Origin of the sequence: Candidatus Palauibacter soopunensis (assembly GCF_947581735.1) — a bacterium.
Classification (GTDB): domain Bacteria; phylum Gemmatimonadota; class Gemmatimonadetes; order Palauibacterales; family Palauibacteraceae; genus Palauibacter; species Palauibacter soopunensis.
Genome location: NZ_CANPVT010000024.1, coordinates 96,895 through 119,406 on the forward strand (window position 1 = coordinate 96,895; position 22,512 = coordinate 119,406).

Consider the following 22,512-nt stretch of genomic DNA (forward strand, 5'->3'; position numbering starts at 1 on the left):
CTCGGCGGGCGAATCCTGACCGAAAAAGGGCGATGATACAGCCGGAAGAAGAGCGGCTTTACCTCGATTACGCGGCGACCTGGCCCATGCGGCCGGAGGTGTGGGATGCCATGGGAGCGGAGCTGCGGGACGGCTTCAATCCCGCGAGCGCGCACGCCCCCGGGCGCCGGGCGCATCGCTGCCTGGAGGTCGCGCGCGGGCGGATCGCGGATCTGCTCGGGGGCCCGCGCTCGTCCATCTACTTCACGGGCGGCGGCACGCAGTCGGACAACCTCGCGATCCTCGGCTTCGTCCGGGCGAACCCGGGGCGCAGCCCGCGCGTGTTCGTGTCCGCGATCGAGCACAAGGCGTGCCTCGAGGCGGCGGACCGCGGGGCCGTTGAGGGGGCCCGCGCGGCGCGGATTCCCGTGGACCGCTCGGGGACGATCGATCTCGCGTGGCTGCGGCGGGAACTCGCGGCGGACCCGGACGCGCCGACGCTGATTTCGGTGATGTGGGCGAACAACGAGATCGGCACGGTCCAGGCGATGGGGGACATCGTCGAACTGGGCCACGAATACGGGGCCCTCGTACACACGGACGCCGTGCAGGCGCTGGGGAAGGTGGACTGCGATCTCGAGCGGACGCCGGTCGATCTCCTGTCGGCGACGGCGCACAAGCTCGGCGGGCCCGTGGGGATCGGCCTCCTCTACCGGCGGCCGGGGGTGACGCTGGAGCCGCTGAGCTATGGCGGCGGCCAGGAACGGTCCATGTGGCCGGGCACGCAGAACCCGGTCGGCGCGACGGGCTTCGCGGCCGCGCTCGCGCTCGCGCTCGAGGACCGCGAGGCGGCGGTCGCGCGCTGGACCGGCTTGCGCGATCACCTCGAGGCGCGGATCCGGGCGGAGATTCCGGATGCCCGGATCCATGCCGGGGACGCGCCGCTGCGGATGCCGAATCTCGTCAGCGTCGGGATTCCGGGGTGTGACAGCGGAGCCGTGCTCGTTTCCCTCGACTTCGAGGGGATCGCGGTCTCGGGCGGGTCGGCGTGCGGCTCCGACTCGAGCGTCGGCTCCGACGTGCTGGACGCAATCGGGATCACCAGCGATGTCCCGTATGCGGCCGTGCGCTTCAGCTTCGGCCACGACACGTCCCGGGCGGACGTCGACGCGGCGGCGGATGCGCTCGCGCGGGTCGCCGCGCGGGTCGTCGCCATTACGGCCTGAGATCGCGCGTCCATGATCGCCCCGACCCGCCTCGCGGACTCCGTGCTCGTCGCCATGTCGGGCGGCGTGGACTCTTCGCTCACCGCGGCGCTGCTCGCGCGCGAGGGCCGTCCGATCATCGGCGTGACGATGAAGACCTTCTGCTACACCGGCAGCGAGGGCCCGACGCGCACCTGCTGCGGCCTCGACGGGATCGCGGACGCCAAGTCCGTCGCGGCCCAGCTCGACATGCCGCACCACGTGTTCGATGTCGAGGAGGAGTTCACGCGCGACGTGATCGACGACTTCGTGTCGGAGTACGCGGCCGGCCGCACGCCGATCCCGTGCGTCCGCTGCAACAGCTTCACGAAGTTCCGGGACCTCCTCGTGCGGGCGGACGCGCTGGGCTGCCGCTGGCTGGCGACGGGGCACTACGCGCGCGTGATCCGGCCCCGCTCCGGGCCGCCGGAACTCCACCTCGGCGCGGACGACCACAAGGACCAGACCTACTTCCTGTGGGGGATGCCGCGCGAGGCGCTCGACCGCCTTCTCCTGCCGGTCGGCGAGCTCACGAAGCCGCAGGTCCGCGCGGAGGCGCGGCGGCTCGGCCTCGACACGGCGGACAAGCCGGAGTCGTTCGAGATCTGCTTCGTCCCCGACAACGACTACGCCGGGGTCCTGCGCCGGTACCTGCCGGAAGACCACCCTGCCCTCTCGCCCGGCGCCATCCGCTTGGAGGACGGCTCGGACGCGGGGGAACACCCGGGCTACGCGCACTACACGGTGGGGCAGCGCAAGGGGCTTCCGGGCGGTTTCGCCGAGCCGATGTTCGTGCTCGAGATCCGGCCGGAGTCGCGCGACGTCATCATCGGGCCGCGGACCTCCCTGGCTCGCTCGCGCATCGGCGCCCGGGGCGTGAACTGGCTCGCCGAGCCTCCGGCCAGTGGCGAGCGCATCGGCGTTCGGATCCGGCACGGGGCCGCGATCGTCGACGCGGATGTCATCGAGGCGACGCCGGCCGGATTCTCGCTGGAGCTGCCCGTCCCGCAGTCGGCGATCACGCCCGGACAGAGCGCCGTGCTCTACCGGGACGACCTCGTCCTCGGCGGCGGCGTCATCGTCTCGAACTGACGGTGGGCGGCGAGGCAGCCGACCCGCGGGTCAGTAGGAGAGGCCCTCCTGCTGCGCGAGGTCCTTCACCTTCCGCAGGCCCTCGCCGGAGAGGTCGGGCGTCTCCACGACGACCTTGACGAGCTGGTCGCCCCGGTTCTCGCCGCGCCGGATGCCCTGGCCGCGAATCCGGAACGTGGTCCCGCTCTGCGTACCCGGCGGGATTCTGAGCACGACCTTGTTCCCGCCGATCGTCCTCACCTTGACCTTCGAGCCGAGAATCGCCTGCGCCACGTTGATCGGCACCTCGCAGGCGAGATCGAGCCCGTCGCGGGTGAAGAAGCGGTCGAGGTCGACCTGGAACTTGATGATGAGGTCGCCCGCGGGGCCACCGCCCGGACCGCGCTCGCCCTTGCCGGAGATGCGGACGCGCGAACCGTTCTCGACTCCCGCGGGCACCTTGACGCTGAGCTTGCGCCGCGTGTTCACCTGGCCGCGCCCGGAGCAACTCGAGCACGGCGTCTCCGGCACCATCCCGCGCCGCACGCACACGGGACACGGGCGCGTGACGGAGAACCCGCCCTGCCCGAACGTGACTTCGCCCCGGCCGTCACACTCGGGGCAGCGTTTCAGCGACGTGCCGGGAGCGGCGCCGTCCCCGTCGCACGTCGCGCACTCCTCGTTGATCGGCACCGTGACCGAGACCCGGCCACCGCGCGCCGCGGTGCGGAGCCGAACCGTGACCAGGTATTCGACGTTGCGGCCGCGCTTCGGCCCCTCCTTCTCCGGCTTCGCCTTCTTCCCGAAATCGAAGATCGACGAGAAGATGCCGCCGATGCCGCCCAGGTCGGACAGGTCCTCGAACTTGAAGTTGCCCGCGCCCCCGGGCGCTCCGCCCGCCTGGCCGGGCCCGAACGCTCCGATGCCGCCGTACTTCCGCACGCGATCGTACTTCTTGCGCTTGTCGGGATCGGAGAGGACGCCGTGCGCCTCCGACACCTCCTTGAACTTCTCCGTCGACGTCGGATCGCCCGCGTTCGCGTCCGGGTGGTGCTCCTTCGCGAGCCTGCGGTAGGCCTTCCGGATCTCGTCCGCGCTCGCGTTCTCCGCGACCCCGAGAATCTTGTAGTAGTCCTTCGCCTGCGTCGCCATCGGATCAGGAAGCTTCGGTTTCGTGGCGGTAGACCGTGACGCGCGCGGGGCGGAGCAGCCGGTCGCCGAGCCGGTATCCGATGAGGACGACGTGCGACACGAGTTCGTCCTGCTCCGGGTCGTCGGTCGGGGTCATCATGAGCGCGTCGTGGAGGTTGGGGTCGAAGCGCTCGTCCACGGGGTTCACCGGCTCCACTCCGGCGTCGGAGAGGACCTTCGCGAACTTCCGGGCCACGAGCCCGATGCCCTCGTGCAGCGCCTCGGTCGTCGTGCCCTCGAGCGGCGACTCGGCCACGCGCTGCAGGTCATCGATCAGTTCGAGGAGCTTGCCGGCGAGTTCCGCCCGCGCCCGCTCTCCCGCATCGCCCAACTCCCGTCTCGTCCGGCGCCGGAAGTTGTCGAACTCCGCCGCGAGCCGGAGGTGGCGGTCCTGCAGGGACGCGAGTTCTCCGGCCGGCCCCGGGTCCTCGCCGGACTCGGGCGGGTGGACTTCGTCCACGTGCCCGGGCGTCTCCGATTCCGAGGCGGCCTCGGGCGCGTCCGGCTCGGCGGCGGCGTCCTCCGGAGCGGCATCTTCCGGAGCGCCGTCCCCCGGAACGGCATCCTCCGGCGCCGCGCTCTCCATCTCCTGCTCCAGATCCCTCGTTCCCATCGAATATCCTCGAGTATGCTCGTCAGAGCCGTGAATCCAGCCAGCGTATCGCTTCCAGCGCGGCCGCTTCCCGGATCTCGTCCCGGCTTCCCGCGAAACGGTGACGCCGCGCGTCGCGAGAGGGGCCGTCGTGCGCGATCCACACGGTGCCCACGGGTTTGTCGGCGGATCCGCCCGAGGGCCCGGCGATGCCCGTGACCGCGATGGACCAGGTGCTCTCCGCCACGCGCCGTGCCCCGGCAGCCATCTCCTCCGCCACGGCCCGCGAGACGGCGCCGTGCCGGCGGAGCGAGGCCTCCGACACGTTCAGCAGCGCCCTCTTGGCGGCGTCATCGTAGCTTATCAGCCCACCCCACAACACCTCCGAAGCTCCGGGTACGGAGGTGAGGGCGGCGCCGATCAGGCCGCCGGTGCAACTCTCGGCGAGCACCAGCGTGTGACCCCTCTCCCGCAGGCCTTCGATGAGCGTCGCGGCGGCCTCGAACAGCGACGGACCGCGCTTACGAATGGCGACCCGCCATGACGCGCGAGAACATGCCCAGGTAGGTCACGGCGGAGGCCAGGGTGAGCAGCACGGCGAGGGTGAGGAAGGTCGTGGTGAACCAGCCGTGGAAGGTGGAGAACGCCTGCCACGCCCAGCCGCCCGGGGCCACGAAGCCGGGGGTCAGGAACGCGACCCAGAGGATCGCGGAGCCGATGAAGATGTTCTGCGCGAGCGCCTTCCTCTTGCCCAGGATCTGCGCCGCGACGATGCGGCCCCGCCGCGCGGCGAAGGAGCGGAGCAGCGTGATCAGCGCCTCGCGCCCCAGGAAGATGACGATGGCCCAGAGCGGGATGACGCTGAACACGGGGAGAGACGGGGTTCCCGCCTGCCCGAGATTGATGCTGTAGACGGGGATGAGGGCGGCGACGAGCAGCAGCTTGTCGGCCAGCGGGTCGACGATCTTGCCGAAGGAGGTCACCTGGCCGCGGGCCCGGGCCAGGTGTCCGTCCCACAGATCCGAGAGCGCGGCGAAGACGAACACGACGAACGCGATCATGCGAGGCGCCGGCCGGGGCTGCAGGAGCAGCGCCGTCACGACGGGAGCCGCGAGGATCCGGCCGGTGGTAATCGCGTTCGGGAGATTCAGTGTGGGTCTCCGCTCTCCAGTGTGGCGTCGCTCGCGAGCACGCTCTCGAGACTCTCCAGGACCGCCATGGCGCGCTTGCGGAGGAGCGGCCGCTCCTCCCATGCAAGATAGTCTCTCAGCAGCGGCAGATCGTCCACGGACGGGTGCGATTTCAGGTATCCGAGGGCGCCCAGGCGCCGGAGCGGGTGCGGACTGAACAGTTCGCGCCGGTGGCGGCGCATCTGGTCCCGCGCCAGGTAGATCCCGAGGCCGACGGCCGCGGCGGCGCCCAGCAGGGCGGCGGCAGCGATCTTCCAGCCCGTCGCGGACCGGCGGTCCGCTTCCTCGTATTCGATTCGAGTCATCATCGGCACTACATCTCCCGTCGGCCGGCGAAGGCTTCGGCGATCGTCACTCCGTCGGCGTACTCGAGGTCCCCCCCCACGGGCAGCCCGCGGGCGAGCCGCGTGACCGTGACGTCGGCGGCCGAGGCGAGCAGGCGCTGCAGGTACGTCGCCGTCGCCTCGCCTTCGACGCTCGCGTTCGTCGCGATGATCACCTCCCGGACCGGGGTGTCGAGACGCCGAAGCAGGGCCTTGATGTTCAGGTCTTCGGGTCCGACCCCATCGAGAGGGGACAATCGTCCGCCAAGTACATGATACATACCCCCGAAGTTCCCCGAGTTCTCGATCGCCGGAATGTCCGAGGCTTCCTCCACGACGCACACCTGTGCCGGATCGCGCCGCGGACTGCGGCAGTATTCGCACGGCTCCATGTCGCTGAGGTTGCCGCAGTCGCCACACACGCGGACCTCCGCCGCGACCCGTTCCAGGGCCCGCGCCAGCCGCCGGGCATCGTCCTTCGAACTCTTGAGAAGATGATACGTGAGCCGCCGCGCGGTCTTGCGGCCGATCCCGGGGAGCCGGCCAAGCTCGCCGACGAGGGCTTCGATCGCGTTCACGGGCGGCCGAGGAAGTTGCCGATGCCCGGCAACGGCAGGCCTCCCGCCGCCTGACGCATCTCGCTCTCCATTCGGTCCTTGGCCCGGCGCTGCGCCGCGGAGGCCGCGGCGACGATGAGGTCCTCGAGCATCTCGACCTCTGCCGGGTCCACGACGGCGGGGTCGATGGAGACGCTCTTGATGTTGCCCTGGCCGTCCACCGTCACCTCGACCATCCCGCCGCCCGAAGCCGCCGTCATCGTCTCGCGCTCGAGCTTCTCCTGCATCTCGCTCATGCGCGACTGCATCTGCTTGCTGAGTTGAATCAACTGCTGGATGTCTACGCCGTCCACTCCGATTCTCCTACTCCTTCAGGGTGAGGTCGAGTTCCTTCACGGCCTCCCGCAGCTGCGGGTTTCCGTCGAGCAGCCGCTCGACCCGCGTGCGGGCCGCTTCCCCCGCAGTCATGCGGCCGCCGTTGTGGTCGACGATCGCGAACCGGACGGCCGGCAACCCCAGGCGCTCCGCGAGATTCGCGCGCAGAGGGTCGGAACGCGACTCGTCCTTGAACAGTTTCTCGAGTTCCTCCCGCAGCCCGGCGGGCACGCGGAGCCGAACCTCGTCCTTCACGAGGCCGTCGACCTCGGCGCCGCGCAGAGCCAGCCCGGGCACGCCGCCCAGTCCCGGCGTCTCGGCGACCGCCGCGGCCCACGCGTCGCGGACGCGGGCTGCGGACGCCGAGCCGGAGCGACTGGGCGGCGGCGGGGCTTCCGGCGGGGCCGGCTCCGGCGGCGGACGCTTCGGCGGCGGGGACGGGTCCGCGGGAGCGGCGGCGGGCGGCGAAGGACGCTTCTCGCGCGGGCGCGGGGGCCGCTCCGGCGGTCGCGGACGGGGCGCGGGCTCGCGGGCCGGGGCGCCCAGCGCCGCGAGGAGTTCTTCGAGTTCGACGGTCGATTCCATGCGGACGAGACGCAGAAGCAGGACCTCGAGCTGGATGCGCGGCTGCGAGGACCGGTGAAGCATGCCGGAGGCCTCGAACTCGCTGAGTGCGGCCAGCATCCTCAGCAGGTCCGCCGGGACCAGGGCCTCGGCGGCGGCGAGGAAACGCTCGCGCGACTCGGGCAGGAGTTCGACCGCCTCGGCCTCCGGATCGAGCCTCAGCACGAGGAGGGTTCGCAGCGCGTCACCGAGTCCGCGCAGAAACTCCGCGGGGTCGTGCCCGTCGTCGAGGAGGTCCTGGACGAAGGCGAACACGCCGGCCCGGTCCCCGTTCGCCGCGATCTCGAAGAACGCCAGATATCGATCTTCGTCGACGAGCCCGAGCATGCGGCGGACGTCCGCGATCTCGACCGCGTCTCCCCTGAAGGAGAGCACCTGGTCGAGGGACGAAAGCGCGTCCCGGACGCCGCCTTCGGCCCGGCGCGCGATCGCCCGCAGCGCCCCCGGCTCGGCGGGGATCCCCTCCGCCTCGAGCACGGTCTCCAGCCGGCTCGCGATGTCCGGCACGGACACCCGCCGGAAGTCGAATCGCTGGCAGCGGGACATGACGGGGGCCGCGCCGCGCTCGATCTTCTGCGGCTCGGTGGTGGCGAAGGCGAAGATCACGCGCGGTGGCGGCTCCTCGAGGATCTTCAGGAGCGCGTTCCACGCGTCTCGCGTGAGCATGTGCGCTTCGTCGAGGATGTAGATCTTGTAGCGCTCCTCGCTCGTGGGAGCGTACGCGGCCCGGCGGCGGAGATCCCGCGCGTCCTCGACGCCCCGGTGGCTCGCCGCATCGATTTCCACGACGTCGAGCGAGGCGCCTCCGGACCAGATCCGCTCGCACGACGTACACGCGCCGCACGGTTCGCCGGCGGAGCGGTCGGGGCAATTCAGGGCCATCGCGAGGATGCGCGCCGTCGTCGTCTTCCCGACGCCGCGCGGGCCGCAGAAGAGATATGCGTGGCCGACCCGTCCGGACTCGATCGCGGCCTTCAGCGTGGGCCCGATGTGGTCCTGCCCGATCAGCTCCGAGAAGCCTCGGGGCCGGTAGGTTCTGGCCAGCGCGGTGCGGTACAAGGGCTCGTGAGCCATCTGGGTCGGCCGGGTCACGGCCCCGGCCGGCTTCGACTCCTTCGGGTCTGAGGGCGCCCGCGTCTCGCGACGCGAGGACGCCGCCGACATCGGGCGAACGACCCCAGGCGGGCCGTGGCGACCGTCACACGCTTACCGCTGCTACCTTCACGGTCCTGACGGGATTCACGCGCTCCGGCCCCACGGGCCTGGGGCACCGTTATCTTACATGTATCGCTGGCGTCACGCATCGTCGCCGTAGAAGGCGTCCGGGATGTGCCGGACCCGGCATCTCCCGCGGCGATCGACCTCCACCGCGACAATGTCGAAGCGGGCTTCCGGGGCGGCGCCGGGATGCCGGCTGAGCCACGCTCCGGCCGCTCGGCGGATCCGCCCCCGCTGCGCCCGCGAGAGCGCCTCCTCGGGCGCCTGTACGCCGGGGCGGCGGGTCTTCACTTCGACGAAGGCCACCGTGTCCCCGTCCCTGACGACCAGGTCGATCTCCAGCCGCCCCACGCGCCAGTTGCGGTCGAGGATCTCGTATCCCTCGTCCGCCAGGTGGCGCGCGGCGATCCGCTCTCCGAGGCTGCCGAGGCCGCGGTCAGCCGTGGGCGGGGACCGGGGCGCGCGCGATCCGGCGGCCGATGGCGTTCGCGATGGGGTGAAGCTCGGCCATCAGCGCATCGAACTGATCGAGCGTGAGCGACTGCTGGCCGTCGGACGCCGCCGTCGGCGGATCCGGGTGGACCTCCAGGATCAGCGCGTCCGCGCCCGCCGCGACCGCGGCCCGCGCCAACGGTCCGACCTTCGACCGGGCCCCCGTGCCGTGGCTGGGGTCCGCGACGACCGGGAGGTGCGACAACTCGTGGATCGTCACGATGGCGGTGAGGTCGAAGAGGTTCCGCGCGTGCGTGTCGAAGTTGCGGACGCCGCGCTCGCACAGCATCACCCGCGATTCACCCTCGGCGACGATGTACTCCGCCGCGAGCAGCAACTCCTTGATCGTCGCGGACATCCCCCGCTTGAGGAGCACCGGTTTGCCGGCGCGGCCCGCCGCCCGCAGCAGGGAGTAGTTCTGCATGTTCCGCGCGCCGATCTGGATGACATCGGCGTATTCCGCGACGAGGCCCATGCTCTCCGTGTCCAGCGCCTCGGTGACGACCGCGAGGCCCGTCTCCTCCCGCGCGCGGGCGAGCAACTGCAACCCCTCTTCGCCCAGCCCCTGGAAGGAATAGGGCGAGGTCCGCGGCTTGAAGGCTCCGCCGCGCAGCACGGTCGCCCCGGCTTCCGCGACCCGGTGGGCGGTCTCCAGAATCTGCTCGCGCGATTCCACGGAGCACGGACCGGCCATGACGACGACATCCTTTTCGCCGATCCGCACGCCGTTGGACAACTCGATGACCGTGTTCTCGGGCCACCATTCCCGGCTGACCTGCTTGTACGGCGGCGACACGTGGATGACGCGGAGCACGCCATCGATCCCCACGAGCCGGCTCTCCTCGACGCGTCCATCGTTGCCGACCAGACCCACGGTCGTGCGCTGGGCGCCGGGCATGGGCCGGGCCCGATATCCCATATCTTCGATCGCGCGGACCACGTCCTCGACCTGCCCGTCCGTGGCGCCGTGCTTCATGACCACCAGCATCGTTCCCCCTGTGAGTGACTCTCGCCCGCAACGCGCGCGACGGCGCGGCGGGGCCGTGACTCTCCGGTCCGCTCCCCGCGGCGCCGGCAGGAGCAGGATACTCCACTGGCGTCACCCGTTCGTCAACGAGACCCGGAGTCCCTCCGTGGCGACGCGCGTAGCGCCGGCGTATCCGGCCTCGGCCACGAGACGGGGAACGTCGTGGCCTGTTCGGAGGTGCGGGTAGACGTGCGTGAGCACGAGAAGACGCGGGCACGCGGCGGCCGCCAACTCGGCGACGCGGGCGGGCGACAGGTGGTTGTCCGTCGCCTGCGCGTCGGGGAGCGAGCACTCGCAGACGAGGGCGCTCACGCCACGCATGAACGAGCCCAGTTCCGTGGACGGCCCCGTGTCGCCCGTGTACCCGAAGCTGAACGACTCGCCGTCGAGCCGCCACGCCACGCTCTCGTCGGTGTGCGGCGTCTTGTGGGCTTCGAGCCGCGGACCTCCACTCAGATCGCGGGCCTCGCCCGGCGAGAGTTCCTCGATGAGGACGGAGAAACCGGGATTCAGGACGAAGTCGCCATAGGCCCCCGCAAGCTTCTCGAAGAACCGGCGCGTGCCCGCGGGGCCCCACACCGTGAGCGGCCGGCCGCGGGGCCGGGGGAGGCCGTGTTTCAGCGCGAAGAAGAGTCCCGGCAGCGCGCCGACGTGATCCGCGTGAAAGTGGGTGATCGCAAGGTCGGTGATCTTCCCCCAGGGCAGACCGAGCCGGGCAAGCGCCTGCAGCGCTCCGGGACCGCAGTCGAAGAGGACGCGTGTGCGCGCCGCGGATTCCGTGCCCGGGGACGAGATCCAGTAGGAGGAGGCCGCCCGGTCCGCTTCGGGGACGACCGTCCCGCACCCGACGACGGTGAGTTCCGCTTCGCTCACGCCACCTGCGTGGCGGAGTTGAACTCCACGCCGACGATCGAGGAGACGCCCGCCTCCTGCATCGTCACGCCGTAGATCCAGTCGGCGTTCTCGATGGTCCGCGGATTGTGCGTGATGACGATGAACTGCGTCTCCTCCTTGAATTCCTTCAGCATGCCGACGAACCGCAGGATGTTCGTTTCGTCCAGCGGCGCGTCGACCTCGTCCAGCAGGCAGAAGGGGCTCGGCTTCGCGAGGTAGATCGCGAACAGCAGGGCGAGCGCGGTCAGGGCCCGTTCACCGCCGGAAAGCAGGTGGATCCGCTGCGTCTTCTTGCCGCGGGGGCTGGCGGAGATCTCGATCGGGGAATCCAGGGCGTCGTCGGGATTCTCGAACCGCAGGTCGCACTGTCCGCCCTCGAACAGGGAGTCGAAGGTGCGGTGGAAGTTCGTCCTCACCTGCTCGAACGTCTCCATGAGCGCGGAGGTCGCCTCCCGGTTGATCCGGCGGATCGAGGTGCGGAGGTCGTCGCGCGCGCGGGTCAGGTCGTCGCGCTGTCCGGTCAGGAATTCGAGACGCTTCTGTTCTTCCTCGTATTCCTGCTGCGCGAGAAGATTGACGGCGCCGATGCGGGCGATCGAGCGCCGCACGCGCTCCAGCTCGGGTTCCCATTCGGCGGGGTCCGCATCGTCGACGGGGTCGACGCGCTCCCGGAGTTCCGCGAGCGGCGCGTCCCACTCCGCCTCGACGCGGCCCCGAATCGCGGACTCCAGGGCCTCGAGTTGCGTAATCTCCAGTTCGAGCTGATGCCGGGCGTCCACGCGCTCGCGCTCGCGCCGCCGCGCCTCGCTCAGTTCCGACTCGAGCCGGTCCAGTTGTCCGCGGCGTTCGGTGATTCGTCGCTCCAGCGCGGCGAGGTCCGCTTCGTGCCGCGTCCTGGTTTCGAGCGCGGCGCCGATGGACGCCTCCACTTCCTCCGACTGCGCCCGGCTGTCGGCGATCACCGCCTGAAGCCCGTCCACTTCCCGCACCAGCGTCCGCGACCGCTCCTCCGCGTCGTCCGCGGCCTCGGCGAGGCGGCTCTCCACGCCGCGTCGATTCTCGACCTCGGCTTCCCGCCGCGCCTGCGCCAGCTCCGCGTTGTGCAGTTCGGCTTTCCCCGCTTCGGCGGCCGCGCGGGCGACACCGGCCTCCTTTCGTGCCTCCTCGTACGCGGAGGACAACCGCGAGACCTTCCGGTCGAGGTCGCCGCCGCGGGCGTCGTCGTCCGCCGAGAGCGACACCTCATCCTCGCTGAACGCTTCGAGTTGTTCGATGCGGCCGGCGAGTTCGCGACGCTCCTCGTCCAGCCGGACGAGCCGCGCCTCCGCGGAGGTCCGGTCGGCTTCGGCTTCGCGGCGGGTCGACTCCGCATCGGACACCGAGCGCTGCAGCGCGTCCACCTGCGTGAGCGCCTCGGCGGCTCCGGCCCCCAACGCCTCCACGTCCTCCCGCGACCGCGCGCGATCCTCCTCCAGCGCCTCCACTTCCTCGCGCAGAGCCCGGAGTTCGGCCCGCCGGCTCAGGAGTCCCTCCGAGGTGGCGCCTCCCAGGTAGACCCCGCCCCACCGATCCTGGCGCCGCCCCTCCGGGTCCACCCAGGGGTGCGGGCGCGGCGTCAAGTCGCCTGCCGGGGGGGCCGCGATGCCCGCGAGCAGCGCCTCCACCCAGACGGCGCCGGCCCCTTTCGCGTCAACGTGTCGCAGGAGCGGCGCGTCGGCCTCCGCCGGCCCCGGGAGCGGGCCCGGATCGAGCGGGAGCACGAGGATGCCTTCCTCTCCGTCGCGCCGTTCGAGCCACGCCTCGACCGCGCGGACCGCGGACCAGTCGCGCACGACGACCGCGTGCAGGTACGGGCCGAGATGAGACTCGACCGCGGATGCCCACGGAGCGGATACCTCCATGAACTCCGACAGCGCGCCGTGAAGCCCGGGGATCGCGCTCCGGTCCTTCAGCAGCCGGGCGACGGCGTCGGGGAGCAGGGCGCTCGACCCCACCAGGGAACCGAGACTCGAGGTGCGGGCGCGCGCCGTGGCGAGGCGGCCCTCGAGGTCGGCCGCCTCCTCGCGGGCCCGACGCAGCGCTCCGTCCGCGGAGGAGGCGGCGTCACGCGCCGCCTCCAGCCGTTCGCGCGCTTCCTCCAGCGTCCGGCCCGCCTGCGCCTCGCGTTCCGACGCACTCTCCGCCTCCGTTCGAAGCCCGTCCTCCTGGGCGGCCAGCGCATCGAGGGCGGGCCGTCGCCGCTCGAGTTCCTCGCTGCGGTCGCGGGCCCGCACTTCCTTCACGCTGAGTTCGATCCTCCAGCGCTCCACCTCGCGGTGCGCCTCTTCGAGCGCTTCCCTCGCGTCAGCGCGCTCGCGCGCGGCAGCATCGGCCGTCTCGGCCAGGGTCTCCGCGTGACGCTCGAGTCGAGCCGCCGCGGCGGCGCCCTCGGCGGCGAGCGACTGCCCCTCCTTCAGGGCCAACCGTGCTTCCGCCACGCGCTCACGGAGGTCCTCGCGCCGGCGTTTGTTTCGGCGCACTTCCTCCTCGAGGGTCCCCAGCCGGTCGCGCGCGCTCGAAGCTCTCGCCTCGGCAAGGAGGCGGGTCCGTTCCTGCTCCTCCACGGCGCGCCGGGCCTCCTCGAGGCGCCGCGCGAGACCGGCCCGTTCCCGCTCCATGTCGGTGTACTCCAGGCGAAGCGTCTCCGCCCGGGTCTCCGCCGTACCCAGATCCACGTGATCCGGCCCCGTGTCCGGCTCGAGGCGCTCGAGTTCCGCCCGTGCCTCGGCCAGCCGACCGGTCGTCTCCTCGAGCTTGGCGTCCGCGACCGCGACCTCGAGTTGCAGGAGCCGGGCTCGCAGCGTCGCGTGCCGCTCCGCCCGTCCGCGCTGCTGCGCGAGCGAGCGGACCTTCGACCCCACCTCGACCAGCACGTCATCGAGCCGCTGCAGATCGCTGTCCGCCTGTTCGAGCCGGCGGGTCGCGATCCGGCGGCGGTCCTTGTAGCGGCCGATGCCGGCCGCTTCCTCGAACAGCGTGCGGCGCTCCTCGGCGCGGTCCGAGAGGATCGCGTCGACCATGCGGCCCTCGATCATCGCGTAGGCGTTCGAGCCCAGCCCGGTGTCCCGGCACAGATCCAGGATGTCCTTGAGCCGGCAGGCCGTTCCGTTGAGCGTGTATTCGCTCTCGCCTCCGCGGTAGACCGTGCGGCCGATGGCGACGTCGGCGTAGGGCACCGGGAGCACGCCGTCCTCGTTCGAGAGTTCGAGCAGGACTTCGGCCCGGTGGATGGGCTGCCGCGCCTCCGTGCCCCCGAAGATCGCCTCCTCCATGCGGGACCCGCGGATGGCGGTGGGACGCTGTTCGCCCAGAACCCAGCGCAGCGCGTCGGAGAGGTTCGATTTTCCGCAGCCGTTCGGGCCGACGACGGCGGTGATGCCGTCGTGCAATTCAATCCGCGTCCGGTCGGCGAACGACTTGAATCCGCGCAGCGTCAGAGCCTTGATCTTCACGCGCGCTCAGGGGGTTGAAGGGGCGGCGGCGCCGCGCCTCGTGGTGAGCGTCGCGATTTCGCCGGCGGCGTCCAGGGCATCGCTCATCGGGGCGGCCGCCTCCTCGTTCTCGTACGCGCCGCCATATACCCGGAAGACGGGCATGCCGTCGAGCGTCGTCTCCAGGCTGTAGGCGGGGATGCCGAGCGATGCGAGTTCGGCAATCCGCGCCTCCATCGCCGGGCGATCCGTGAACACGCCGAGATCGTAGGCGAGGCTCACGGGACGGAGGAGCCATGTATTCGCCTCCTCGGCCACGCCGGCCGCCACAAGTTCGTCCATGAGGACGGAAGCCTCCGCCTCGCTCGCGACGGCGCCGGCGAGGATCCGTTGATACCGAACCTCCCGAATCGTCGTGGGAGCCATGAAGTACAGCACGCCTCCGTGAAGCGCGCGGATTTCCGCCACGCGCTCCGACGCCTCGGCCGGATCCACGAAGCTCCCCAGGAGCACGGAGTACGGTCGCTCGGCGGCCGATTCGAACGCGGCGGCGACCGCGGTGTCATCCGGCGGCTGCGGGGTGGAGGCCGGCGCGGCGACGTCCGCCGGAGCCGCCGGGGTGCCCCCGTCCTCGGCCACCGGACTCCCATCTTCGGCGGCCGGACTCCCATCCTCGGCGACCGGGTCCCCAGCCTCGGCAACCGGGCCATCCTCGACGGGCGTCGTCACCGCCGCCGGAGCCTCGTCCGAACCCCCGATCATCGACCCGACACGGGAAATCGCGCGGTCGAACCACCCGTTCCGGTACGCCCACCCATTCCCGACCACCAACGCCGCGATGACCAGCGCCGCGACGAGCGGCCCGCGCGGGCGGCGGCTCGGGGTCTTTCCGGGCGTCGGCCGCGCATCCGCCTGAGCTGTGTCCGCCGGAGCCGCGTCGGGCTCGGGCTCCGGGGCCGGCTCGAGCGCGGGTTCCGGTAGGGGCTCGGGTTCCGGTAGGGGTTCGGCCTCCTCTTCCACGGGCTCCGCGGGGGGGGCCACCCGCAGATCGCTCGACTCGAAGGGCACGTGGCCGTAGCAGCGCAGGCCGTGATCCTCGTCGGGGACCCTTCCCACGGCGATGTACCCGTCGAGAAGATCGAGCAGACCCGGGGAGGGCCGTCCGCGTTCGGACATGACGATGAAGAGCGTCCCGTCCTGCTCCTTCACGCGAGCAACGAAGCGCCCGAGCGCGGGGGATTCCAGCAGACCGACGACGCCTTCCGGCACCTGTCCCGCCGGGAGATAAACGTAGGGACAATCCGCGCGCCGCACGGCTACCCGGGCCAGCGCGGACTGCCCCGCGAGGAACTCCGCCATGCCGCGGGAGTCGGCCCGTTCGGCCGCGCCGGCCAGCTCATCGAGGGGCGATGGCTCCGTTTCGGAGTTCAGGACGAGCGTCCGTCCCCGGCGGCGGGCGAAGGAGGTCGCGATCGCGTCAACCGCCGTCGCGCTCCTCTCGGCCTCCGAGCGCTCGAACACGAGCGCCACGACCCGCGCATCCCCGGGCAGTTCCCACGTGAACGGGGCCGGGGCGCCGCTGCTCACGGGCCTCGCCTCCTCGCCTGATCTCCCTCCTCGTGAACCCACGCGTCGATCCCCCTCTCCCGCCTCAACTCGAGCGCCGCCTCCTCCGCATCGGGGCGCGTCTCATACGGGCCCACCAGGAGCCGATACCAGATGTCGCTCGCTTCGTCCACCCGGCGCAACACGTGCGTCGCATAGCCCGAGCCGTCGAGGAGTTGGCGGGTCGGTCCGAGCTCGGCCAATTGCCGCGAGGAGAGGGCGACCGCGTAGAAGCCGCCGGGAAGTTCGGGCAGCGGCGTCGCCGCCGGCTCATCCGGGACTGGTGTGACCTCCTCCCCCGCCGCCGGATCACCGGGGGGGTCCGGAGTCCCGTTCGACAGCCTTCCCACCCTCCCCACCGTCAACAGTCCGATGCGGCCGGGCGCGACGCTGTCGGCGAGCGCGTCCAGCGCCTCTTCGGCATCTTCCAGCGTGTCCTCGGGCACGACGGCGGCGGACGCGACGGGCAGGCGGCGCCCCCATCGGAACGGGAGCCACCAGGCGTCGGCGGGGCCCTCGACGGCGGCGACGTCGCCGTCCGGGCGAAGGAGGCCGAGGCCGCTCTCCGCGGACAACAGGACCGCTCCACCCGGCAGCGCGAGCGGCAGGTCCGCCCGCCACTCTCCGGGCACCGCGTCCAGACCGGCTTCCCCCGCCCTCGCGGACCACGCGTTCGAGCCGTCCCAGGCCACGAGGCGGTCGCCAGTCATGCCGGGCCGCAGCGTCTCGAGAGGCGCCTCCGGTCGCGACGAGCCGACTTCGCGCCAGTCGTAGCGATCGATGACGACGAAACGCGGCCGGTCGACCGACGCCGCGAACACGCGGTGCTGCGAGGGAGAGATGGCCAGGGCCGACGGCGCGCCGCCGATCTCCGCCCCTTCGGCCGGCTCGAGTTCGGGAATCGACCACTCCGTGAGTCCCCGGCCATCCTCGGACGCCGTCACGATCGTCCGACCCCAGCCGGCGAGCGTGACGGGGCCTCTCGCGCCGACGGCCCGCGTCGTCGCGGGCCGCGATTCCCCGGCTTCCCATACCGCGAGTTCAGGTCCGTCCGCGCCTTCGACGAGGGCGACGACCCGGTCGCCGGCGGCGGGGGCCGCCCAGAGCACGACGCCGTCGGCCGCGACCTCCGCAGCGTCGGTGGCGGTGATGGCGAGAATCCGCTCGCCCGACACGAACGCGCCCCCCTGGGGCGAGGCGATCCAGCGCGCGTCGGCGGGCGCGTCGGGAAGCGGGGTCTCGGCCTCCACCGGCGACGTCGTGTAGAGGCGAAGCTGCCGCCCCCGCCGCAGCACGACCGCCGAACCGAGGGAATGGGCCGCCGTGACGCCTCCCAGCGACAGGCGTCCGGTCCAGCGCACGGTGGACGGACTCTCGATCGAGCGGAACTGCGCGACTCCGCCGTCGCGCGGAATGACGAGAAGCCCGTACCGGTCGAGCGACGAGCCGGAGACGAGGGTCGGGCCTTCGAGGGGGGCGGGCTGATCTTCCGGGGGGCTGCCGCAGGCGCCCGAAGCGCCCCCGATGCCGAGCACGAGAAGGAGCGCCACCGGCAACTGCGCATGATTCATGGCACTCCAAGTTAGCGACGCACGTCCGGTCGCGGAACGGCCCCGAACCCGATTCACTCCAGTTCGAAGAGGGGGGCGTCGCCCCACAGCCGCTCGAGCTGATAGAACTCCCTGACTTCGCCCAGGAAGACGTGCACGATGAGGCCCACGTAGTCCATCAACACCCAGCGACCCGCGTTGAGCCCTTCCACGCCGACGGGACGGAACCCGTCCGCGCGCGTTCGATCGAGGATGTTCTCGCTGATCGCGCGGGCGTGCGTGTCGGAGTCGCCCGTCGCGATGACGAAGAAGTCGGTGACGTCCGACAGCCCCCGCAGGTCGAGGATCGTCGGGAAGCGCGCGTTTCGCTCGAGCGCGGCCTCCGCCGCGCTGCGGAGTTCCGGGGAAGGCGTCCCCCGTTCCGAGAGCCGGCGCCACACTTCCTCCAGCGGGAGCGGACCGTCCGTCATCGGTGGCGGACCGCTATTCCTCGGCGACCACGGACACCTTGATCACGGGCTCGACGTCCATGTGGACTCTCACCGGGACTTCGTGGTCGCCGAGGTCCTTGATCGGGTCGTCCAGCCGGATCGCGCGGCGGTCCACGGAGACGCCCTCCTTCTCCAGTTCGTCCGCGACGTCCGCGGCCGTGACCGAGCCGAACAGGCGTCCGCCCTCGCTCGCCCGGCGCACGAAGCTCAGCTCCCTGCCCTCGAGTTCGCCCGCCAGTTGCTGGGCCGCTTCGCGCTCCCGCTCGGCGGACTGTTCGATCTGGCGCCGCTCCTCCTCGAACCGCTTCCGGTTCCCCTCCGTCGCCACGAGCGCGATCCCCTGCGGAACCAGGTAGTTCCGCGCATACCCCGCCCGCACGTTCACCATCTCGCCGGCGAGGCCGAGGTCCGCGACGTCCTTTCTCAGAATCACTTCCACCATCGATCCCTCCAGTTTCCGGGGTTCACGCCCCGTCCGTTTTCACCCCCGGACGCGACCGCAGATCCAGCCACGTATCGCTGATTCCCATGACGAGGGCCGCGCCCGCCGTCACCGGGTAGAGGATCAGCGCCGCGAGCACCCACGCGCCGATCGCCCAGCCCGAGCTTAGCACGGAAGCCCCCAGCCACACGAGCACCGCAAGGCCTCGGAGCAGATAGAGGCCGCCCATCACCGTCACCATGTTGCCGCCCGCGCGGTCCGCCCACGCCCCCGCGGGGAGGACCAGCAGCGCGAGCCCCAGGACGAGCACCCACGCCAGGTGGTCGCCGAACCGGAACTCCCGCAGCGGCGGAAGCGGTCTCGGTTCTCCCCGGACTCGCCCGACGATGTAGCCGACGACCCCGAGGGCCGAGAGCGAAGCGAGCGCGAGCAGGGCCGGGTAGACGGCTGCCCAGGCGCTCGCGATGCCGCGCACCGTCGCTTCCACCGACCGGCCGCCCCACGCGTTGAAGTCGTACCCGGCCAGCGCCGCGCTGAACTGCGCCGTGATCCGCCAGTCGAGATCCGCGGGAAGCCCGGGTCGCAGCACGGCGAGGGCCGCGACCGTGGCTCCGGCGATCGCGACCGCCGCCAGCGACCGGTCGAACAACCCCCGGCCCGGCGCCAGTGCCGTGCCGAGGGCGAACCCGCCGGCCAGGAGCAGCGCCCACCCGCGTTCCATGAACCACAGTGGCTCCGCCTCCCGAAACCCGAGCCCGGCTCCGGCCAGGAGCAGCAGCGCCAGAGCGGCCGACCCGGACTGGGGCGGTTCGAAGGTCAGAATCGCCACGGCCGCGGGCACGCCGACGATGGCCATGAGCCCGAGCGGCGACGAACTCAGCGGCGACAGCAGCATGACCAGCAAGAGGAGACCCGCGGCCGGCCAGAGACCGCGCCAGCGTTCCCTCAGCCGTTCCCTCAGCGGCCCCGCGGCGGGCCCGGGCCCCACGCCGGGGCTGCCCTAGTCGTAGTAGCCGCGGATGTACGGCAGCAACGCGAGATATCTCGCCCGCTTGATCGCCGCCGCCACCGCCCGCTGGTGCCGCGCGCAGGTCCCCGTGGCTCGCCGCGGCAGGATCTTGCCGCGGTCGGAGATATAGCGATCCAGCGTGCGTTCATCCTTGTAGTCCACGCCGAGCATCCGGGCCTCGCAGAACCGGCACGCCTTTCGAAAGGCCATTTATTCCTCCTTCTCGTCGGCGGCGTCCTCCGCATCCGCGGACTCTTCCGGTTCCCCGGCGTCGCCGTCGGCGTCAGCTTCAGCTTCGTCGGCCGCTTCTTCGGCCGCTTCTTCGGCCTCGTCCTCGCCGTCGGCCTCGTCGGCCGCTTCTTCGGCGCCGTCCGTCTCCTCAGCCGCGTCCGTTTCCTCGGTCTCGTCCGCCGGCGCCTCCACCTCGGCTTCGGCTTCGGAGGGAGCCTCGTCGTCCGTCTCCTCGGCCTCCTCCGTTTCGGACGCCGCCCCCGCGTCGGGTTCCGCAGCCTCGGCTTCGGCTTCCTCCGCGGCAGGCTCCTCCGTGGCGGGCGTCTCCGGCACCGGGTCGGGAAGCGGCAGCGGCTGTTCCGCGATCACGATCAGGTAGCGGAGGACGTCGTCCTCGAGCTTCAGCACGCGCTCGAGCTCCCTGAGCGGATCGGGCTCCGAAGCGAACTGGGCCACGACGTAATAGCCGTTCGGCTGCTTCTGGATGGGGTAGGCGAGTTGACGCTTGCCCCAGTGGACCGAGGCGGTGACTTCGCCCGGACCGTCGGCCGAGATGATGGCGTGGTAGCGCTCGAGCTTTGCCTCGATCTCCTCGGAGGTCAGGCTCGAACGGAAGATGTACACGATCTCGTAATCGCGCATGGAGAACTCCCCTGGTCTCGTCGGCCCCGACTCGCGGTCGGAGCAGGAGTCTGCGTTGGTCGGCCCGCCGGAGCGCGGCGAACCCGTATGTGAAGGCGGCATTAGACTAGGTCATGCCGCCCCGCTGTCAAGTTCTAGAAGAGTCCCAGAGCCCGCAGCGCGCCGCCGACGGCGGCGAGGGCGGTCTCCACGGCTTCCGGCGCCGCGGCGGCCATCCCATGCACGTCCACGAACCAGGGCGCGAGCACGAGCGAGACGACGCTCATCAGCTTCACGACGATGTTCATCGACGGCCCGGACGTGTCCTTGAAGGGATCGCCCACCGTGTCGCCGACCACGGCCGCCTTGTGCGGGTCGGACCCCTTCCCCCCGTGGGCTCCGGTCTCGATGTACTTCTTGGCGTTGTCCCACGCGCCCCCGGAGTTCGCCATGAAGAGCGCGAGCAGCACGCCGCTCACGGTCGCGCCGGCCAGCGCGCCGCCGAGCGCCGCCACGCCGAGGAAGCGGCCGACCATGATGGGGACGATGATCGCCACGAGTCCCGGCACGATCATCTCGCGCAGCGCCGCCCTGGTGGAGATGTCCACGCAGCGCGCCGAATCCGGCTTCGCCGTCCCCTCCATGATGCCCGGGATCTCGCGGAACTGGCGCCGGACCTCCGCCACCATGCCGGCCGCCGCGCGGCCCACCGCCGTCATCGTGAGCGCGGCGATGAAGAAGGGCGTCACGCCGCCGATGAAGAGGCCCATCACGACGAGCGGGTCGATGAGGTTGATCCCGGTCTCGCGCAGGCCCACCGCGTTCGCGTAGGCGGAGAACAGGGCGAGCGCGGTGAGCGCGGCGGAGCCCACCGCGAATCCCTTCCCGATCGCCGCCGTCGTGTTGCCGAGCGAGTCGAGCGAGTCGGTGACCGAGCGGACCTCGGGCCCGAGTTCGGCCATCTCCGAGATGCCGCCCGCGTTGTCCGCCACCGGGCCGTACGCGTCCACGGACATCGTCACCCCGACCGTGGCCAGCATCCCCACGGCGGCGATCCCGATCCCGTACAGGCCCGCGAAGTTGAAGGCGAGGAAGATGGCGCCGGAGATCAGGAGCATGGGAATCAACGTGGATTCCATCCCGACCGCGAGTCCCGTGATGATGTTCGTCGCGGAGCCGGTTTCGGAGGCCTCGGCGATGCGCCGGATCGGCTTCTCGGCCGTGTAGTACTCTGTTACGAGGCCGATCGCGATGCCGACGAGCGAGCCGAACAGCATGGCCCAGAAGGGACCGGCGTTGGGGTGGATGAAGATCCACTTGCCCTGCGCCGCGGCGTCGAACAACTGGAGGTTCACCGTGATCGCGTACGCCACGACCCAGAAGATCAGGGCCCCGATGATCGGCGCCCAGCGGAGGGCCGCCGCGGGGCTCATGCGCTCGAGGACGCGGATGGCGAGGACGCCGACCGCGCTCGCGAGGAAGCCGGCCATGATGTAGAGGACCGGCAGCGCCACGGCCTGAAGCCGCGCCCCGTCGAGAATCATCGCGCTCGTCACGCCGATGACGATCGTGGCGATGACCGAGCCGACGTACGACTCGAAGATGTCCGCCCCCATCCCCGCCACGTCGCCCACGTTGTCGCCCACGTTGTCGGCGATCGTCGCCGGGTTGCGGGGGTCGTCCTCCGGGATGCCGGCCTCGACCTTGCCCACCAGGTCCGCGCCGACGTCGGCCGCCTTCGTGTAGATGCCGCCGCCCACGCGCGCGAAGAGGGCGATCGAGGAGGCGCCCATCGCGAAGCCCGAGATGATCTCGCCGAAGGGGCGGAAGCCGGTCCCCTGCGGATCGTAGATCGCGATCACCGCGCCGATCCCGAGCAGGCCGAGCGCCGCCACCGCGATGCCCATCACGGCCCCGCCGGAGAAGGCGACCCGGAGCGCCTTGGCCTGGCCCTCCGCGCGCGCCGCCTCGGAGGTCCGGACGTTGGCCGCCGTGGCCGCCTTCATCCCGAAGAAGCCGGCCAGGATCGAGCAGGCCGCGCCCAGCGCGTAGGCCACCGCCGTGTGCGGGCCGACGAGCCAGAACAGGAGGGCCGCCACGACGATGATGAACGGCAGCAGCACGGTGTACTCCCGCCGCAGAAACGCCATCGCGCCCGAGTGAATCGCCTCCGACAGCTCGGCCATCTTCTCGTTTCCGACGGGCTGCGCCTTCACGTACATGAAGAGCGCGAAGGAGAAGAAGAGCCCGATCACGCCGAGCCAGACCGCAAAATCGATGTTTCCGACGATGTTTCCGCCCACGTTTCCCTGCTCC

At 71.3% G+C, this 22,512-nt stretch carries 21 protein-coding genes, 1 other RNA gene and 1 pseudogene; 2 read left to right on the top strand and 21 right to left on the bottom strand.

The features are described 5' to 3' along the window. Window positions 1-32: 32 nt before the first annotated feature. Window positions 33-1,205, top strand: coding sequence for a cysteine desulfurase family protein (locus tag RN901_RS07670; RefSeq protein WP_310757621.1), 1,173 nt, complete (start codon window positions 33-35; stop codon window positions 1,203-1,205). A 12-nt stretch (window positions 1,206-1,217) separates the two neighbouring features. Beyond that, on the top strand, window positions 1,218-2,315 hold the full coding sequence (mnmA, locus tag RN901_RS07675; protein WP_310757623.1) for a tRNA 2-thiouridine(34) synthase MnmA: 1,098 nt from the start codon (window positions 1,218-1,220) through the stop codon (window positions 2,313-2,315). A gap of 30 nt (window positions 2,316-2,345) precedes the next feature. Here the strand turns inward: mnmA and dnaJ are convergent, their stop codons facing one another. From dnaJ to RN901_RS07780, 21 genes and pseudogenes are all read right to left on the bottom strand, one after another. Further along, window positions 2,346-3,446, bottom strand: coding sequence for a molecular chaperone DnaJ (dnaJ, locus tag RN901_RS07680; RefSeq protein WP_310757625.1), 1,101 nt, complete (start codon window positions 3,444-3,446; stop codon window positions 2,346-2,348). A 4-nt stretch (window positions 3,447-3,450) separates the two neighbouring features. Further along, complete coding sequence (locus tag RN901_RS07685) at window positions 3,451-4,098, bottom strand: nucleotide exchange factor GrpE (RefSeq protein WP_310757627.1); 648 nt, start codon at window positions 4,096-4,098, stop codon at window positions 3,451-3,453. 22 nt (window positions 4,099-4,120) lie between these two features. Continuing rightward, a complete protein-coding gene (locus RN901_RS07690; RefSeq protein ID WP_310757714.1) occupies window positions 4,121-4,606 on the bottom strand; it encodes a CinA family protein in 486 nt (161 codons plus the stop codon). Next, window positions 4,599-5,177 (bottom strand): CDP-alcohol phosphatidyltransferase family protein, encoded by a 579-nt coding sequence (locus RN901_RS07695; RefSeq protein WP_345782364.1) that lies wholly within the window; start codon window positions 5,175-5,177, stop codon window positions 4,599-4,601. Before RN901_RS07695 ends, RN901_RS07690 begins: the two co-directional genes overlap by 8 nt. Before the next feature lie 47 nt (window positions 5,178-5,224). Then, on the bottom strand, window positions 5,225-5,575 hold the full coding sequence (locus tag RN901_RS07700; protein ID WP_310757631.1) for a hypothetical protein: 351 nt from the start codon (window positions 5,573-5,575) through the stop codon (window positions 5,225-5,227). A gap of 5 nt (window positions 5,576-5,580) precedes the next feature. After that, on the bottom strand, window positions 5,581-6,168 hold the full coding sequence (gene recR / locus RN901_RS07705; protein WP_310757633.1) for a recombination mediator RecR: 588 nt from the start codon (window positions 6,166-6,168) through the stop codon (window positions 5,581-5,583). Further along, complete coding sequence (locus tag RN901_RS07710; RefSeq protein ID WP_310757635.1) at window positions 6,165-6,500, bottom strand: YbaB/EbfC family nucleoid-associated protein; 336 nt, start codon at window positions 6,498-6,500, stop codon at window positions 6,165-6,167. Before RN901_RS07710 ends, recR begins: the two co-directional genes overlap by 4 nt. 10 nt (window positions 6,501-6,510) lie before the next feature. After that, window positions 6,511-8,220 carry a DNA polymerase III subunit gamma/tau gene (dnaX, locus tag RN901_RS07715; protein WP_310757637.1) on the bottom strand — a complete coding sequence of 570 codons (1,710 nt, stop codon included), beginning with the start codon at window positions 8,218-8,220 and terminating at the stop codon, window positions 6,511-6,513. 98 nt (window positions 8,221-8,318) lie between these two features. Next, window positions 8,319-8,414, bottom strand: an RNA gene (gene ffs / locus RN901_RS07720) — signal recognition particle sRNA small type. Between the two features lie 28 nt (window positions 8,415-8,442). After that, window positions 8,443-8,793 (bottom strand): annotated as a pseudogene (locus tag RN901_RS07725) (YraN family protein); the annotation flags it as partial. 7 nt (window positions 8,794-8,800) lie between these two features. Then, window positions 8,801-9,844 carry a 3-deoxy-7-phosphoheptulonate synthase gene (aroF, locus tag RN901_RS07730; RefSeq protein WP_310789925.1) on the bottom strand — a complete coding sequence of 348 codons (1,044 nt, stop codon included), beginning with the start codon at window positions 9,842-9,844 and terminating at the stop codon, window positions 8,801-8,803. A 111-nt stretch (window positions 9,845-9,955) separates the two neighbouring features. Further along, window positions 9,956-10,756: a ribonuclease Z gene (locus tag RN901_RS07735; RefSeq protein WP_310757641.1), complete on the bottom strand. Its 801-nt coding sequence runs from the start codon at window positions 10,754-10,756 to the stop codon at window positions 9,956-9,958. Next, a complete protein-coding gene (gene smc, locus RN901_RS07740; protein WP_310757644.1) occupies window positions 10,753-14,268 on the bottom strand; it encodes a chromosome segregation protein SMC in 3,516 nt (1,171 codons plus the stop codon). Before smc ends, RN901_RS07735 begins: the two co-directional genes overlap by 4 nt. 6 nt (window positions 14,269-14,274) lie before the next feature. Next, on the bottom strand, window positions 14,275-15,834 hold the full coding sequence (locus RN901_RS07745; RefSeq protein ID WP_310757646.1) for an SPOR domain-containing protein: 1,560 nt from the start codon (window positions 15,832-15,834) through the stop codon (window positions 14,275-14,277). Next, a complete protein-coding gene (locus RN901_RS07750; protein WP_310757648.1) occupies window positions 15,831-17,423 on the bottom strand; it encodes an SPOR domain-containing protein in 1,593 nt (530 codons plus the stop codon). The genes RN901_RS07745 and RN901_RS07750 overlap by 4 nt, the downstream gene beginning before the upstream one ends. Window positions 17,424-17,476: 53 nt before the next feature. Then, entirely contained in the window at window positions 17,477-17,872 is a 396-nt protein-coding gene (gene rsfS / locus RN901_RS07755) for a ribosome silencing factor (RefSeq protein ID WP_310757650.1), read from the bottom strand. 13 nt (window positions 17,873-17,885) lie between these two features. Then, complete coding sequence (gene rplI / locus RN901_RS07760) at window positions 17,886-18,335, bottom strand: 50S ribosomal protein L9 (protein ID WP_345782366.1); 450 nt, start codon at window positions 18,333-18,335, stop codon at window positions 17,886-17,888. A gap of 22 nt (window positions 18,336-18,357) precedes the next feature. After that, entirely contained in the window at window positions 18,358-19,323 is a 966-nt protein-coding gene (locus tag RN901_RS07765) for a DUF2232 domain-containing protein (protein ID WP_310757654.1), read from the bottom strand. 12 nt (window positions 19,324-19,335) lie between these two features. Beyond that, a complete protein-coding gene (rpsR, locus tag RN901_RS07770) occupies window positions 19,336-19,554 on the bottom strand; it encodes a 30S ribosomal protein S18 (RefSeq protein ID WP_310757655.1) in 219 nt (72 codons plus the stop codon). After that, window positions 19,555-20,217 carry a 30S ribosomal protein S6 gene (rpsF, locus tag RN901_RS07775; protein WP_310757657.1) on the bottom strand — a complete coding sequence of 221 codons (663 nt, stop codon included), beginning with the start codon at window positions 20,215-20,217 and terminating at the stop codon, window positions 19,555-19,557. A gap of 134 nt (window positions 20,218-20,351) precedes the next feature. Further along, complete coding sequence (locus RN901_RS07780) at window positions 20,352-22,499, bottom strand: sodium-translocating pyrophosphatase (RefSeq protein WP_310757659.1); 2,148 nt, start codon at window positions 22,497-22,499, stop codon at window positions 20,352-20,354. Window positions 22,500-22,512: the final 13 nt, after the last annotated feature.

Coding starts and splice junctions, on each gene's coding strand:
- dnaX (WP_310757637.1), bottom strand. CDS start 8,220: ATGGCTCACGAGCCCTTGTACCGCACCGCGCTGGCCAGAACCTACCGG.
- RN901_RS07685 (WP_310757627.1), bottom strand. CDS start 4,098: ATGGGAACGAGGGATCTGGAGCAGGAGATGGAGAGCGCGGCGCCGGAG.
- RN901_RS07700 (WP_310757631.1), bottom strand. CDS start 5,575: ATGATGACTCGAATCGAATACGAGGAAGCGGACCGCCGGTCCGCGACG.
- RN901_RS07670 (WP_310757621.1), top strand. CDS start 33: ATGATACAGCCGGAAGAAGAGCGGCTTTACCTCGATTACGCGGCGACC.
- RN901_RS07750 (WP_310757648.1), bottom strand. CDS start 17,423: ATGAATCATGCGCAGTTGCCGGTGGCGCTCCTTCTCGTGCTCGGCATC.
- aroF (WP_310789925.1), bottom strand. CDS start 9,844: ATGCTGGTGGTCATGAAGCACGGCGCCACGGACGGGCAGGTCGAGGAC.
- dnaJ (WP_310757625.1), bottom strand. CDS start 3,446: ATGGCGACGCAGGCGAAGGACTACTACAAGATTCTCGGGGTCGCGGAG.
- rsfS (WP_310757650.1), bottom strand. CDS start 17,872: ATGACGGACGGTCCGCTCCCGCTGGAGGAAGTGTGGCGCCGGCTCTCG.
- rpsF (WP_310757657.1), bottom strand. CDS start 20,217: ATGCGCGATTACGAGATCGTGTACATCTTCCGTTCGAGCCTGACCTCC.
- mnmA (WP_310757623.1), top strand. CDS start 1,218: ATGATCGCCCCGACCCGCCTCGCGGACTCCGTGCTCGTCGCCATGTCG.
- rpsR (WP_310757655.1), bottom strand. CDS start 19,554: ATGGCCTTTCGAAAGGCGTGCCGGTTCTGCGAGGCCCGGATGCTCGGC.
- rplI (WP_345782366.1), bottom strand. CDS start 18,335: ATGGTGGAAGTGATTCTGAGAAAGGACGTCGCGGACCTCGGCCTCGCC.